General features: G+C 55.1%; 9 protein-coding genes. 8 read left to right on the top strand and 1 reads right to left on the bottom strand.

Features of this window, described 5'->3' with window-relative positions; all coding sequences use genetic code 11:
* Positions 1 to 101: 101 nt before the first annotated feature.
* Positions 102 to 878 carry a GDSL-type esterase/lipase family protein gene (locus tag JRJ22_RS22890; protein WP_206101654.1) on the top strand — a complete coding sequence of 259 codons (777 nt, stop codon included), beginning with the start codon at positions 102 to 104 and terminating at the stop codon, positions 876 to 878.
* A 58-nt stretch (positions 879 to 936) separates the two neighbouring features.
* Positions 937 to 3,246 carry a helix-turn-helix domain-containing protein gene (locus JRJ22_RS22885; protein ID WP_206101653.1) on the top strand — a complete coding sequence of 770 codons (2,310 nt, stop codon included), beginning with the start codon at positions 937 to 939 and terminating at the stop codon, positions 3,244 to 3,246.
* A gap of 6 nt (positions 3,247 to 3,252) precedes the next feature.
* Here JRJ22_RS22885 and JRJ22_RS22880 read toward each other — a convergent pair whose 3' ends face one another.
* Entirely contained in the window at positions 3,253 to 3,420 is a 168-nt protein-coding gene (locus tag JRJ22_RS22880; protein ID WP_206101652.1) for a hypothetical protein, read from the bottom strand.
* Between the two features lie 69 nt (positions 3,421 to 3,489).
* On the opposite strand from JRJ22_RS22880, the gene JRJ22_RS22875 reads away from it, so the two are divergent.
* From JRJ22_RS22875 to JRJ22_RS22850, 6 genes are all read left to right on the top strand, one after another.
* A complete protein-coding gene (locus JRJ22_RS22875) occupies positions 3,490 to 4,476 on the top strand; it encodes an ABC transporter permease (RefSeq protein ID WP_206101651.1) in 987 nt (328 codons plus the stop codon).
* A 15-nt stretch (positions 4,477 to 4,491) separates the two neighbouring features.
* A complete protein-coding gene (locus tag JRJ22_RS22870) occupies positions 4,492 to 5,376 on the top strand; it encodes a carbohydrate ABC transporter permease (RefSeq protein ID WP_206105270.1) in 885 nt (294 codons plus the stop codon).
* A 36-nt stretch (positions 5,377 to 5,412) separates the two neighbouring features.
* On the top strand, positions 5,413 to 6,966 hold the full coding sequence (locus JRJ22_RS22865) for an ABC transporter substrate-binding protein (protein WP_206101650.1): 1,554 nt from the start codon (positions 5,413 to 5,415) through the stop codon (positions 6,964 to 6,966).
* A 377-nt stretch (positions 6,967 to 7,343) separates the two neighbouring features.
* On the top strand, positions 7,344 to 11,117 hold the full coding sequence (locus tag JRJ22_RS22860; protein WP_206101649.1) for an Ig-like domain-containing protein: 3,774 nt from the start codon (positions 7,344 to 7,346) through the stop codon (positions 11,115 to 11,117).
* 203 nt (positions 11,118 to 11,320) lie between these two features.
* A complete protein-coding gene (locus JRJ22_RS22855; RefSeq protein ID WP_232380932.1) occupies positions 11,321 to 12,001 on the top strand; it encodes a hypothetical protein in 681 nt (226 codons plus the stop codon).
* Positions 11,994 to 16,121, top strand: coding sequence for a glycoside hydrolase family 2 protein (locus tag JRJ22_RS22850; protein ID WP_206101648.1), 4,128 nt, complete (start codon positions 11,994 to 11,996; stop codon positions 16,119 to 16,121). The genes JRJ22_RS22855 and JRJ22_RS22850 overlap by 8 nt, the downstream gene beginning before the upstream one ends.
* The last annotated feature ends 5 nt before the right edge of the window (positions 16,122 to 16,126 follow it).

Raw genomic sequence — 16,126 nt, 5'->3', positions numbered from 1 at the left:
GTCAAGGCGAAAAAGGGCAGGCGGCGCTACCATTAGGTTGCGGGTGTACCGCCCGATTTCGGCCGGGCAAGGGACCAGCGCGATCGACTGGAGGGAGAAATATGCTGCATTTATTTACTGATAAGATAACTGATAAGGTAATAAAAGATTCTGCGGATCTCCGGATTCTGTTTCTCGGGGACAGCATTACAGCTGACGGCCTCTATATCCGTCTGGCCGGGGAATGGCTGAGGAAGCACCGTCCGGATCTGGCCGTGGAACTGGATGCACGCGGTGTCCCCAGCGAGACGGCCTCGGGCCTCAGCGAAGCGGCTCATCCGTTCCCGCGGCCCTGTGTACATGAACGTCTGGCAAAAGAACTCGCGGAAGCATCTCCCGGTGTGGTCGTAGCGTGCTATGGCATGAATGACGGGATCTACCATCCCTTCTCTGAAGCACGGTTCTCCGCCTATAGGGCAGGAATGCTGCGGCTGAGTGCACAGATCCGTGAAGCCGGGGCCAAGGTCGTACTGATGACCCCGCCGCCGTTCGACGCCGAATCAATGAACGGCCAGCTTCTGCCTGCGGAGGCGTCCGGTTTCAGCTATCTGGCGCCCTACAGGGATTATGACCGTGTACTTGAGCGTTATGCGGACTGGCTGTTATCGGGGAGCTGCCCCGCCGAGGGCATCATCGATCTGCGCACTCCGCTGCTGGAGCATATCCGGCAGGAACGCTCAATGAACGGCTCGTATCGCTATGGCGACGGTATCCATCCGGATGCATCGGGTCACGGGGTGATGGCGCGGACACTTCTGCGGGAGTTGTTCCGTGCAGAGCCCGGGACATGGCCAGACGGGGAAGATACCGGCAGGACGCTTCAGGATATCGAGGATTGACAAGCAAAATCGCGCGGGATTATATTAAGGTCACCCTAAGAGCAGGGAGAGAGGACCCATGAATGTATTGCAGACGATCCGCTCGCGCAAATATTTACAGCGGATTTTGCTCAGCTTTATGCTTGTTGTCGCCATACTGGCCATTGCTTCGTTTGTTTTGAACACCAGTGCCCGCGGCAAGGTGCTTAGCCTGCAAAATGAAGCCGACCGCAAGCTGCTGACCCAAATGAATTACAACATTGAGAACATGAATGGCATCGTAAAGGATTTGGCGGTTTCCCTGTATAATGACGAAGAACTGATTGCGCTGAAGTCCGGTGCGGATTACAGGCAAAGCATTCTAAAGATCGAACGCCTGAACCATACGGTGGCCTCTTCCCCGTATCTGCATGCTGCGGTTTTTTACAACGGTGCACAGCACCGGTTCTTCTCATCGCTGAACCATGACATTGATAACAGCCTCTTTTACAATGCCTTAGAGGATTATATGACCTCCCGGGCCGATTTGCCGAAGCTGCAGCTGATTCCCCTGGATCTTGACGGCAAGGACGAGGGAATCGATGTATTTGCCTTTTTCATGTATGACGGAGATTCCCTGGGTTCAATCAATGACAATGTGCTGATTTTGACGGTGAAGCCGGGATGGATGCTGGATAATATGAAAGCGCTTAATCATGTGGCTGAGCGGGAAAATGATGTGCTTTTCGTCACCGACAGCGAGGGTGAGGTGCTTATTTCGACTGACGGGCAGCTTCCGGCCGGACTTAATATTAAGCAGGATCTGCTGCCGCGGATCTCCTCCTCGGACACGCCGCTGGATTCTTTTAACTACACGTATGGAGACAGGAAGTATAAAGTCACTTATCTGAGTAAAGCCCTGAATAACTGGCAGATTGTCAGTATGCAGGATTATGATGTCGTACTGGGCAGCGTCCGGCAGATGAAGTGGACGGAACTGGCAGTAACGCTGTCTGTAGTGCTGCTTGCTGTAATGCTGTCCGTGTTCTTTTCGCTGCGGCTCTATAAGCCGGTGGGCCAGCTGCTGACGCTGGTGCCGCAGGATGAGCGCGGCGCTCCGCAGGCGAAGGATGAGCTGTCGCTGATTACAGCCAACGTGACCGAGATGCTCGGCAAGCTAAAGGGGCTGGAACAGGAACGGGCATCGCAATCCAATATAGCGAAGATCTACCAGCTGCGGAGCCTGATCGGGCTCAGCGGCAGTGTAGACGAACGGGCATTTCTGCAGATCAGGGAGCAGTACGGGATTGATATTGCCTATCCGTCGCCGCTCCGCCTGGCGCTGGTACAGATCGATGATCTGCAGGGACTTGCTCCCGGCCCGGGACTGCCGATGGAATCACTGCTATACTTTGCCATTGGCAATATCGGCCAGGAGCTGCTGCGCCTTGAAGGTTCCTGTGAAGCGGCGGATATGAAAAGCGGGCATCTTGTCTTTATCGCCGGCGGCGAAACGGGGAAACTGGAAAAGCTGGGAGAGCGCTTCAAGGAGCTTCAACAAACCATTCTTGGCTATTACCGCATTACGTTTACGGTTACGCTGAGCGAAATATTCACGGATTACCGCTGCATTTCGCAGCATTACAATCTGGCGGTGCGCCATTTGGGCTACCGGATGATTTACGGCAAGGGAGCGGTACTTGAGCCTGATCTTCTCCGGGAGAATGAGCGGAATGAATCACTGCGCATCCCGCAGGAGCTGGAACGGCAGCTGACAGAAGGACTGAAAGGCGGGGATCTGGCGGAGACGGAGCAGGCAATCCGCAGCTGGAGAGAACTGATCGGGGGGTTCAGCTTCGAAAATATGTTCTCCGCGGTGCTTCATCTGGCGGTTACACTGAGCAACACGCTTGGTGAAATGAACAATCATAACGTCAATCCGGTGTCAGTCAATCTGCAGGCCATTAACCGGCGCATTCTTGAAAAAGAGACACTGGATGAGATTGAGGCTGTACTGCTGGAGGTTGTGCGTGAGGTTGCAGACCAGCGCCGGAGCGGACGCGAGGATAAGAACCGGCTGCTGGCTGAAACGGTAAAGGAAATTATCGACAAGCATTACGCTGATCCAGACCTCAATGTGCAGCGGATCGCCGACATGCTGAAGATGAGCTCCGTTTATTTGGGTCAGGTGTTCAAGACACAGGAAGGAACGACTGTAGTCGATCAGATCAATGCAGCACGCCTGGCCTATGCCAAAGAGTACCTGGAGCAGAAGGACTTAACCGTGACGGAGATTATGGAGAAGGTCGGGTTTGGCAATGAGAGTTATTTCTACCGCCTGTTCAAACGCCGCTACGGGACGACGCCTAAGGAGTACCGCCTGAAATCAGCCATAGACCGCAGCAAATAAAACAGATCAAAATTCATACGTAATCCGGGCCCGCAGATGAATGATTTTCATTTCGCGGGCCTTTTGCTGTACTGCTGCAGCGTTCAGCCATGCCGGAACAGTAATCCGTGAACAATACAGCCCGGCTGTACAGCAATCCTGTAATTGTACAGTACCGCCAAAGCCGTATTCCACGCTATTGTTAGTCGTGCAAAGCCTGGAACACAGGCAGCCGCTAAGGAAGGAAAGGAAGGGGCTTTGGCTATGTTGAAGAACGTTTCACTGACTCAGCAAGGGGCACATGCGGGTGCGCCGCCGGGAAAACGCAGGAAGACGTGGATCTCAAGAGAGCTTCACCATTTCAAGAACAACCGGGAGCTGTTCCTGCTCTCGCTGCCGGGAATATTGTACAAATTAATTTTTGCCTATATTCCTATGATCGGCCTGATTATCGCCTTTAAAAATTACCGCTATGATCTCGGCATCTTCGGCAGCAAGTGGGTAGGGCTTGATAATTTCCGTTATTTGTTCACCACGGATACAGCGTGGCGGATTACCCGCAATACGGTTCTTTATAACACCGCTTACATTCTGGTGGGCACCTCAGCAGCGCTGCTGCTGGCAATACTCATGAACGAAATTAAGGCAAAGTGGAGCAAGTTCTACCAGACGGCCTTGTTTCTGCCCCATTTTTTATCGTGGGTACTGGTGGGTTATGTAGCATATGCCTTTTTGAATCATTCCGATGGCTTTATCAACCGCACCCTGGAGTCCTTCGGTCTCGAGCCGGTGAGCTGGTACCAGAATGCCGCACCGTGGCCGGTAATCCTCATTCTGGCTCAATTGTGGAAAGTGGTCGGGTTCAACACGCTGATTTATTTTGCCGGCATCATCGGCATTAACAGCGAATATTACGAGGCGGCGCGGATCGACGGAGCGACCAAGCGGCAGATGGCGTTCAAAATCACGATCCCGCTGATGGCACCGATCATCATTATTATGCTGATTCTGTCTATCGGCAACATGTTCCGCGGTGACTTCGGGCTGCATTACTTTATACCGAACAACTCCGGGTTTCTCTATGGCTCTACGGATATCATCGATACCTATGTCTACCGTGCGCTGCGGGAAGTCGGCAATGTAAGCATGTCGGCGGCTACAGGCTTTTACCAGTCGGTTGTCGGTCTGGTGCTGGTGCTGTCGGCCAACGCAATCGTGCGCAAAATCAATCCCGATAACTCTCTGTGGTAAGGAGGTGCCATGGCAGTGGCCCGAAAATTCGAATTCTCCAAGCTGTTTATTAACCTGCTGTTTACGGTGCTCTCCCTTATCGTTATCCTCCCGTTTCTGCTTGTCATAGCAGTCTCGCTGACGGATGAAAAGGCGCTGACCCAAAACGGCTATCAGTTCATTCCTACGTCGTTCAGTCTGGATGCCTACCGCTACTTGCTTGATGCTCCTGATATTCTGCTGAGGGCCTACGGGGTGACCCTTACGGTGACTGTGATTGGATCGCTGACCGGCCTGCTGCTGACTGCGATGACCGCATACGTCATTTCAAGACAGGACTACCGGTATAACCGGGTGACGACATTTTATGTTTTTTTCACCATGCTGTTCAGCGGGGGGCTCGTTCCCTCCTATATCCTCATTACGCAATACCTGCATCTGAAAGACAGCCTGTGGGCGCTTATTCTGCCGATCCTGCTGTCACCGTTCAACATCATGGTCATGAAGGGGTTCATGTCCAAAATCCCGCATGAGATCATTGAATCAGCCAAAATCGACGGGGCGCGGGAGTTCCGTATTTTCTTCCGGATTATCCTGCCCTTATCCACACCGGCGCTTGCTACTCTGGGTCTCCTGATTTCATTTACGTATTGGAACGAATGGTTCAACGCGATGCTCTACATCGATGATCCTAATAAAGTACCGCTGCAGCTGCTGCTGGTGCGGACACTCAACAGTATCGAGTTTCTCACCACGAATTCGGAGTTTACAGGACAGCTCGGTATTGATCTGGCTAGTTTCCCCAATAGTTCGGCGCGGATGGCCATTGCCGTGCTGGCGGGCGGACCGATGGTGGTTATCTTCCCGTTCTTTCAACGGTTTTTTGTCAAAGGGCTTACGGTTGGCTCCCTAAAGGGTTAACATACAATCATGTACAAAGTACAGGAGGTCACTCAAATGAAAAAAAGACTGTTTGGGGTTTTGGCGTTTGTATTGCTCGCGGCGTCGGTTCTGTCCGGCTGCGGCGGCAACAATAACGGCAATGCTAACGGTAACGGGGCAAGCAGTACGGAAGGCAGCGGTACAGAAGGTGTGCAAAGCGCAGCACCGGATTCGGGAAATGCCGGGGAGCTGAAGCCGGTTGAACTGACCTGGTATTATCCGCTGTCGCAGCTTCAGGCCGACCAGGCGAAGGTCCAAGAGGAAGTTAACAAGATTGTGAAGGAAAAGATCAACGCCACCGTCAAGCTGATGCCTGTCGCCATCGGGGACTATGTGCAGAAGATGAACACTGTGCTTGCAGCGGGCGAGAAGTTCGACATTCTCTGGACTGGTTACATGCTCAAGCCGGAGGAGCTGGTACGCAAAGGAGCTATTCAGCCGATGGATGCTCTCCTGGATGAATACGCGCCGGAGCTGAAAGCAGATGTGCCGCAGGTGATGTGGGACGGTCTTTCGGTTGACGGGGAGATTTACGGTATCCCGAACCAGCAGATCAACGGCTCCCGTTACGGATTCATTATTCAGAAGCGGTTTGCTGACAAGTACAAACTTGATACCGCTTCCATCAAAAAGATTGCCGATATTGAACCTTTCCTGGCCCAGATTAAGCAGAATGAACCGGATATTATTCCGTTTGGCGTATTCGGTACTTCTTTTATCAATCCTCAGTCGCATGACGACAAGTACTGGGTAGTTCCGGGACTGGATGACCATTTCTACATCAAAACAGATGATCCGAATTATACGCTGTACCGCTATCCGGAAGAAGAGCTGGACAATTTCCGGCTGGCCAGCAAATGGTATAAAGAAGGTTACATTTACAAAGACGCTGCTACTGAAAAGATGAACGATTATTTGACTAAAGGACAGATTGCCGTAGATTTCAACGTTACGCTGAAGCCAGGGGTAGAAGCCGAAGTTAAGGCGAAAAACGGCGGCAATGAGGTCATCACGGTTCCGCTCAGCGACTGGTTCTCCAACGGCTACTCGGCGACGACCAACCAGTCGATCAGCCGCACCGCCCCTAATCCGGAACGGGCCATGATGCTGCTGAATCTGGTGAATACCGACAAGGAGCTGTACAATCTGCTCTGCAATGGTATTGCCGGTGTTCACTACGAGAAGACGACAGGAGATTACATCAAGGCGCTGCCGGATTCCCGGTATCTGCCGAATATGGACTGGGTGTTTGGCAGTGTATTTAATTCTTATCTGAAGGAAGGCCAGCCGGAGAACGTCTGGGAGGAAACCAAAAAGATCAATTCCGATTCCGAGGTCAACCCTGTCGGTGCCTTCAAGTTCAATTCTGAGCCGGTGAATACAGAGATCGCCAACCTGAATGCCGTGTGGGGTGAATACAAGCGCGGACTTGTTACCGGAACACTGGATTTTGAAGAAACCTGGCCTGTACTGTACGGCAAGCTGAAGGAAGCGGGCGAAGAGAAATACGTAGCGGAAGTGACCAAACAATTCGAACAATTCCTTAAGGATAAAGGCTTGAAGAAGTAAGCTGCTATATAGATTGAACTTGAAAATAGTAAATTAGGAAAAGTGATGGAGGGGAATTTTGGAACTGTAGGAGTGTTAGCGTCCGCCTGAAAGCTTTCCGAAGGAAAGCTAGCATCGGAAGCATAGGCTGTCTGCGGATTTCAACCGTGGAAACGGTATAAATCAAGAAATCTGCAGGCGGGCAGCGGCCGGAAGTCCAAATATTCTCTGGAGTCACGGCCAATCCAAAATGGTAAAATCACAAGTTCAAACTATATAGAGATACACCTGTACCGCTGGAGGAACTCGGAAGAACCTGCTGCTCAAAGGCGGCTGCGCTTAGGAAAAATACAGGCGTGGCCGTCAACATTCCCACATGGAAAGGAAGAGGAGCTTTGGTGAGAAAAAGGTTGCTTGCAGCGCTTATGGCCGGTCTGTTGTTCATGATGACTCCCTGTCCCCCCTTTGCATCTTCTGCATCTGCTGAGGAGAAGACATCCGGGAAGGCTTTTTATGTAGCTACAAATGGAAGCGATTCCAATAACGGGACAAAAGATGCCCCGTTTCTGACGCTTGAGAAGGCACGTGATACCATCCGTTCTTTGAAGGCAAAGAAAGGATTGCCGAATGGCGGCGTCACTGTATATTTACGCGAAGGAAGGTATGAACGGACGGCCAGCTTCGAATTGCGGCAGCAGGATTCAGGGGAAGCGGGCAAGCCGATCACTTACACTGCTTATCCGGGGGAGTCCGTGACGTTGTCAGGTGCGGAGCAGCTTGCCAAGTCTGCGTTCGTTCCGGTTACTGACCCGGCTGTACTCAGCCGTATCATCAGTACAGAGGCGAGAACGAAAGTACTGACGGCCGATCTGGCAGCGCTCGGAATCACCGATTACGGCCAGCTTAGCCGCCATGGATATTATCTGGCCAATGATCTGAGCCAGGTCCCGCCGATGGAATTGTATGTGGCCGGGCAGGGCATGACACTGGCCCGCTGGCCCAACGAAAGCACGGTGCAGATGGATGAAATTCTTGATCCGGGCCCGACGCGGAAGGATCCGAACGGGGAAGTGCATACGCGCGGAGGCACCTTCACGTATACGTATGACCGGCCGCAGTACTGGACACAGGCTGACGACATCTGGCTGGACGGCATTTTTGGCTACAGCTGGGAATGGTCGTACAACAAAATTGCCTCTATCGATACAGCCGCCAAAAGCATCACGCTCCGTTACGGGGAAATGAGCGGCCTCTTCAAAAACTGGTATCCGGATTTTCATTTTGCGCAAAATCTGCTCGAGGAAATTGATATGCCCGGTGAATATTACATCGACCGCCAGGCCGGCAAGCTGTATTTCCTGCCGAACGCCGAGTTTGCAGCAGCGGACCCGGATATTGAAGTGACGATGCTGAAGACGCCGATGATCAACGCGCTGGATGCATCATACATCGATTTCTCTGAGCTGGTGCTGGAGAACGGCCGCGATTCGGCAGCCGTGTTCATGGGCGGAAGTCACATGCGGATCCTGAACAGCGAAATCCGTAATTTCACTAACAGCGGTGTGCTGGTCAATACGCAGAGCCGGTTTTATTACAATATTTTCGACGGAGCACCGGGTACGGACCACGCCATCATCAGCACCCACATTCATCATATCGGCGGTACGGCCGTCACGCTGGCGGGGGGCAACAAAACGACGCTGCAGCCGGGGAATAATGCCGTGGAAAATTCGCATATCCATGATTTTGCCTACTATCACAAAGCCTATAACCCCGGTGTTCTGCTGTCAGGTGTCGGCAACCGGATGTCACATAATGAGCTGCATGATGCGCCCCATCCCGGTGTGCTGATCTTCGGCAACGACCATGTTGTGGAGTATAACGAAATCTACGATGTATGTACAACCTTCTCCGACCTTGGTGCCATCTACATGAATGCGGGTGAGCAGCCACAGGAACGGGGCACGGTCATCAGGCGTAACTACTTTCACAATATCGGTGAAACCAAAGCCGGGGTGGAAGGGGTATATCCCGATAATTTCACCATGGGACTTACCATAGACGAAAATATCTTTTACAAAATGGGCAATTCGGCCATTAAAAACAACGGCGGGGCGCATATTCTGACCCGTAACAATATTTTTATCGACAGTAAGGTCCCCTATGACTACGCTGATATGTTTCTCGGCGACGAGCCGGATGATCAGGTGCCGCTGAATTACATGCCGAAGTGGCAGGCGCTGTTTGCGGCAAATAACAATTTTACAGGAACGCCTTATATGACCAAATACCCGGAGCTGGCGAATTTCTTCACGGAGAACCGTTATTATCCTGACACCAATACGTTTCAGGGGAATGTCGTCTATAATCCGTCGCTTCCGCGCAGTGTAACGACCAATGTATATGGGGCATACGACAAATTCGGGCTGGTTCAGTATGCAGATAACTGGGTGACCACGGAGGATCCCGGCTTCACCAATCTGGCGGGTGGCGACCTGTCGCTCCGGCCGGATGCGGAAGTATTCGCTGCCATACCCGGGTTCCCTGACATTCCATTCGCAGAAATCGGCCTAACCGGTAAAGCAGGTACGACGGCAGGACCTATAAGCCATCCTATCCAGGGGGTGGTCGCTTATGACAGCGAAATTACCGTGGACCGCTGGAAAAGTGTAAAGCTGCAGACGGCAGTCCTTCCGTGGAATGCGGATAATCCCGCGCTGACCTTCACCTCAGCCGATCCCGGCATCGCGGTTGTGGATGGCGCAGGCGTAGTCACCGGCCAAGCGGTCGGCAACACGGTGATCACCGTGGCATCGGCGGAAAATCCGCTGCTGACAGCTTCGGTTAATGTCACGGTAGAAGCGGGCGACGGCGTGATGGATTTCACCGATTTCGAGTCCGGCGCCAACGGCTGGGTCCAGGACGGGAACCGCAGCATTGTGAAGCTTGACGGCAACCGCTGGTATAAGGTGCTGAATGGAGCCTCGGCGCTTAGTCCTAAAAGCTTCTCTGAATATGAGCTGAGCTTCAGGCTGAAGACCCCAGAGACGATGGGGGACAATGTGACCCTGTATATTTTTGACCGCCAGGCCAGCAGCGGCTCCAGCCGGATTGGCTACAAGACGCGGGCAGACGGGACCTCGGCCTGGCTGCTCTACAACTCAGCGTGGACCGTACTGAAGGAAGTGAAGCTCCCTCATCACGACCTGCAGCCGAATACGGAATATGCGGTCAAAATGCTCGTTAAGGGCGGTGATATCAGCATCTATCTGGACGGAGCGTTTCGCCTGAAGGGCAATGATCCGGGACACAATGCGGAAGGTAAAGTAGGCTTCTACGTCAGCAATGTCAGCCATATGCTGTTCGATGACATTCAGTTCAAGGCACTGACTACCGAGCTTGCCGGGATCATCCCGGCAGAGAGCAGCGTGCGTCTCGCCGCCGGGGAACAGCGGCAATTGCAGCTGGCCTTTGATCCGTCGGATACACCGGAGACGGGCGTTACCTGGCAGTCGGCCAACCCGGCGGTGGCTACGGTGGACAGTACGGGAGTGGTTGAGGCAGTTTATGAAGGGCAGACAATCATCACGGCCGTGTCAACGGTAAATCCGTTAATTAAAGCCGATATTGCAATAACGGTCTCCAATATTATGCATGAGACAGACTTTGAGAACGGGGGGAACGGCTGGCCGGTAGATCCGAACCGCAGCATTGCGGCTGATCCGGACGGGAACCGCCGCTATAAGCTTCTGAACGGGGCGACTGCTTTACTCGACCGCAGCTTTACGTCCTATCAGCTGGATTTCGTGCTAAAGACACCGTCTGTGATGCCTGATAACGGCATCCTGTACATCTTCGACCGCCAGGACAGCACCGGCTCTACCCGGATCGGTTACCGCACCCGGGCCGATGGAACTTCAGCCTGGATTCTGTATAACACAGCCTGGCAGAAGCTTACCGAGACTGTCCTCCCGGGACATGACCTGCAGCCGGACACGGAGTATGCGGTGAAGGTAACGGCCAAGGACGGCGATATCTCTGTATTTGTGGACGGTTCACCAAGACTGTCCGGCAGTGATCCGGGCCATCGGCCGTCTGGTAAAGTCGGCTTCTACACCAGCGGCTTCGCCTACATGCTGTTCGATGACATCACCTTCTCGGTTTTACCTTAAATCTTCGTGAGCGCTCTTCCTGCGGGGAGGGCGCTTTTGCGCTTACCGGAGGGTGGGGAATGTCCTGAAAGAAGCAGGGAACTAGGCTGGAAACGAGTAGTAAGCGCATGTCGTTATCATGCTAAACAAGGTCGCCATCGTCAAGGCGGGGGCAGTTTGTATACGGTAACATGAGAGTGAACCAAACGATAGGGAGGTGCAGCATGAAGCGCTGTTTATACAGAGCGGAGGGGCCGGAAGGCAGGGAAGCGGCTGATTTTTTCCGCAGCCGGGAAATCTCACTTCCGCTTACCGAAGCCATGGACCGGCTGCATGTAGACCATTTGAGCCTGTTTGCCTGCAGCAGCCAGCTGTTTCTTTATTATGAATGTGCGGGGGCGCCGGTTCCCCCGGAAGCTTTGCTGCCGGGAGCCTCGGAGCAGCTTGCCGTTTGGCCCGGAGGGGAAAGGGGACGCCGCTGGGCGCCGCTGACGGATATTTTTCATTACCAGCATCCGGTTTCAGCGCAGCACTGGGAACGCCGCAGTCCTGAAGGCAAGCCTTACGGACGGCTTGCGCTGCTGAAGCCTGAAGAGGCTGCCAGCTACGTTTACTACCACTATCAATACCAGGAGGAACGGCCTGGGGACGGCGATAAATACGGAATCATCGGGCTGCATGAGAATGTGCTGTTTTTTTATGCGGAGCAGCCGGATACCCGGGAGCCTGCCCCCTATGAAGGAAAACTGAAGACATCGCTGCGTCCGGATAACTGGGCGGAAGTGATGGAGCCGCATTTTATCAAATGGGAGGGAGCACCTGAGGGCCAGGAGCTGTGGCGCAAGCTTACGCTGGTGCTCGAGGTATGCTCCTTCGCCGGAAAGCTGGGAATAAGAGATGCGTAATCTGCTATGTCTAAACGGGGAATGGGATTTCATGCCCCTCTACGATCAGCCGCAATGCCGCAGGCTTCCCGAAAAAATAATGTATGAAGCCCGCAAGGTACAGGTGCCCTCCAGCTGGAGGAGGACCTATCCGGAGCCGGACGGCAAAAGCTTCGGCAAAATTCCGAAGTATGCGTATGCTCCGTTTGACCTTCACGGTTATCCGGAGGCATGGGATGCCGCGGAAGCGGGTGTACTGCACAGGAGCTTCCGCGTCCCGGAGCGTATGGCCGGGCAGCAGATCGTACTGCGGCTGGACGGTATTATGCAGAAGGCTGTCATTTATGTGGACCGGCAGGAGGTTGGTGTCTGGGAAGACGGGTATTTACCGCTGAGGCTCGACATTACTTCCATAGTAAAGCAGGGCCAGGAGCATCAGCTGCATGTGGTGTGCGGCGGATTTGATACCGTGACGCTTCCCGGCGGCATGTCCAAAATCACCGGGCTTATGGGCTCCTGGTATGGAAGAATCAGCCGGGGGATCTGGCAGGACGTGTATCTGGAGGGTTACCCCTTAATGGCGCTGGAGGACGTAACGATCCGGACTTCCGTCAGGGAAGGGCGGATCGGGGTGCAGGCGCTTGCTGCCGGGACAGACACAGCAGCGGCCCGCGGCCCGCTTACGGTAAAGCTGAGCATATGGGAAAAAGGTGTGCTAGAGCAGTCTGCGGAAGGGCCAGGGGCGGAACAGTATAGAGCGGAACATTATAGATTAGAAGCTGAATCCAGTCCGGTGTTGTCTGCGGAGTGCGCGGCCGAACATGTGGATGCCCTCGCAGCGGAGAGTCTTAGACGTTGTGAAAACGAACGGGGCGGGGAAGTATACAGTGCTTCATTCCAGCTGGACTGGAGCAACGCCAGGCTGTGGAGCCCGGAGGAGCCGTTTCTGTACAATGCGGTGCTGGAGCTGCTCGAAGACGGGGAGGTTATCGACAGGCATGCTGTAGTTTTTGGTTTCCGCGAATTCTGGTGCGATGGCCCACAGTTTATATTGAACAGCATCCCGGTCAATCTGCGCGGTGACTCCTGGCATTTTCAGGGCGGACTGCAGATGACCGAAGCCTACATCCGCAACTGGTACCGCATCTGCCGCGCGGTTGGTATCAACAGTATCCGGCTGCATGCCGAGCCCTACCCTGCCGATTATCTGCGCATCGCTGATGAAGAGGGCATGCTCCTAATCGATGAAACGGCGATTTACGGCTCCGGCAAATCGATGCTGGCCGACCATCCCGCTTATGTGGAGAACTGCCGGCAGCATGTCCGGAGGCTGGTGCAGCGCGACAAAAACCATCCGTCTGTCATTCTCTGGAGCCTGCAGAACGAAATGCGCTGGGTGGACGGGCGGGACGGCTTCAAGGGGCATATGCCCGGCCTGATGGCCGAGATCCGCAGTCTTGATCCTACCCGCGCGATTATCGCCGAAGGGGACAACCGTCTGCTGCCAAAAGAACATACCGAAGTGGAAAGCCGCCATTACAACATCGACGGCACGATTAGCCAGTGGGACCGGACAGTTCCGCTGACTTTCGGGGAACATGGCGGCTGGTGGTATATTTGTCCGCAGAACAGCAGCATGTACAACGGCCTGCAGGCTTACCGTGGTACAGATGAAAGCACGGCGGGGCTGGCGCTGAAGGAGCGGCTGTTTGTGGAGTACGCCAGACGGCAGGGAGTGTCCGGCATCTCCACCTTCAATTTCGCCCATTATTTCATGCAGGCGATGCCGGAGCGGGACATTGTCCTGCCGCCTTCCGGCACGGATACTGCCGGAGTGAAGCCGGGGGTCATTCCGGCCTATTCGCTGTCGATCAACAACGGAATGCTGCCGGAGGAGTATCCGCTGTACTCCCCTAATCCGGCCTTTGCGATTATGGCAGAGGCGTTCAAGCCGGCAACGATCATCGCTGCCGAATATAATAGCTGCTTCTATGACGATAAGCCGGTTACCCGCAGCTTCGACGTATACAATGACACGCTGTCTGCACAGCAAGTCAGGGCGGAATTCGTTATCCGGCAGGGCGGGAAGACCGTGCATGAGCAGAGCTTCGACTTCGTTCAACCCCCTGCCGGGCATAAGATTATTCAACTGGAATGGATGCCGGCCTCCGCGGCTGAAAGCGGGCAGGCGGTGCTGACAGCGCAGTTATTCCACAGCGGGCGGCAGGTGCATGAGCTGCGCCTGGACTACAGGCTTATGCCGGCAAGTCTGCTGAACCGGCCAGTGAACGTACAACGGCGGTCGGCCTATTGGGGAGCGGACCGCGATTTCGTACTGATCCGCCGGCTTGTTCCAGGCTGTGAAAGGATAGACCGTTCCCGGCTGGCTGAGCTGGCGGCCGATTATCTGCTCATTGTCGGCAGCCGCGCGGAGGATGGTGACGGCACACTCGAGGCGTTGCTGAAGGCTTTTGCCTTGCGGGGCGGCCGGCTGCTGCTGCTGGAGCAGAACCAGCTGTCGCTGGGCAAGCTGACGCTCTCACGGCGGCCCTTCCTCCGCGCCCATGCCGGGAGCTACCGGCATCCGGTACTGGAGGGGCTTGGCGACAGGGACCTGATGTTCTGGCAGGAGAAGCTGCATGAAGAGGGGCCGGAGCCGATCATCCATGCTGCCTTCGAGAAGCCGGCGGCAGGTAATTTCAACCTGCTGCTGGAGTGCAGCTCCGGCGATTTCGGAGACGGCGGCGATCTGTGGTCTCCGCTGCTGGAGTACCGCAGCGGCGAGGGCATGTTCCTGGCCAACCAGCTGGAGCTGATGGCCAGTCTGGAGCAGGTTCCGCAGGCCTGCCTGCTGCTGCGGAACCTGCTGGCCTACGCCGGCGGCGCGGAGCCAGCCGGGGCTAAGGCCCTGCCCGCGGCAGCGCTGGTGCGCCGCGGCGGGCAGGCCGCAGCCTTCCTTGCGAAGCTGCGGCTGCGGTACACGGCGCTGGATCCCGCAGCGCCGGATTGGATCGGCGCGCCGGGCATTGCCGCGCGCGCCGGGCTGCAGGACTTCGGCCTGATCGTGGCCGAAGCCTGCATGCTGGAGACGCCGGGAGCCGCTAGGGCGCTCCGGCGTCATGCCGAAGCCGGCGGGCAGGTGCTGCTCCTGCCGGCGGAGGAACACCAGCAGGCGGCGCTTGCCCGCCTGCTGGACCGTCCCGTGCGCGTGGTACCGCACGAGACGTATCACTTGGCGGCGGACTATGCCTACGCCGCCGTGCAGGGATTCAGCCCTGTCGACCTGTTCGGGTTCGACAAGGTGTTTCTGTCGCCGCGGGAGGTCAAGAACCGCGTGCTGGCAGCCGACAGCCTGGAGATTCAAGGCGCCGGTGTGCTCTGTACGAGCGTCGAAGGCACGGCCTGGAAGGACTATTTCGTGCATGGCTACACGTCCGAATACAGCCGTCTGGCACTGGTGGAGTTGAACCGCAGAAACGCCCGGCCCGCTGGAACCTTCCTGGCGGAAGCTAAGGCTGGTGCAGGTTCTGTACTCTGCTCCCAGCTGTTAACAGACCCGGAGAGTGAGAAGGCGCTCCGCCTGTATACCCGTTTGCTGGCCAATCTGGGTGTGTCCTTTGATGACGGTCTATTGGACAGCGTGAAGGGGGACGGGGAGTGGGCCGTGGAAACGATGATGGCGCTGCCTTGTCCGCCCCATGTCGATTATGGTGAGATGAAGGCTTATTACACCGATCCGGAGTTTTCTCTGAATAATCTGGGGGAAGGCCTTTACGGCTGGATGCAGAAGAAAGAGCGGCGTTCCGGTGAGGGTACACTGCGCATCGCGGATGCGGGATCTGTTCCCTGGTTTCTGAGCTGCTTCGTGCAGACTCCGGATAAAGAGGGGGCTGCCGGGCAGCTTCACCGGGGACGGCTGCGCATCAACACATCCGCACCTTATGAGATTTATCTGAACGGTGCCCTGGTGGTAGAACCGGAGCGTGAGCTTACCCTGCAGACCGGTCTTAACCGGCTGATTGCGATCGTGCACGGAACGGGCGGAGACCTGACGTTCGGCCTGACTTTTCTGAACGAAGACGGCACCTATATGAAAGGCCTGGAATACCGTCTTACCCTGGATGAAGTCGAGCCGAAATAAGCTAT

It is taken from the genome of Paenibacillus tianjinensis (genome assembly GCF_017086365.1).
Taxonomy (GTDB): domain Bacteria; phylum Bacillota; class Bacilli; order Paenibacillales; family Paenibacillaceae; genus Paenibacillus_AQ; species Paenibacillus_AQ tianjinensis.
Note: the sequence above shows the minus strand (reverse complement) of the source record. Positions and strands in the feature narration are given on the sequence as shown.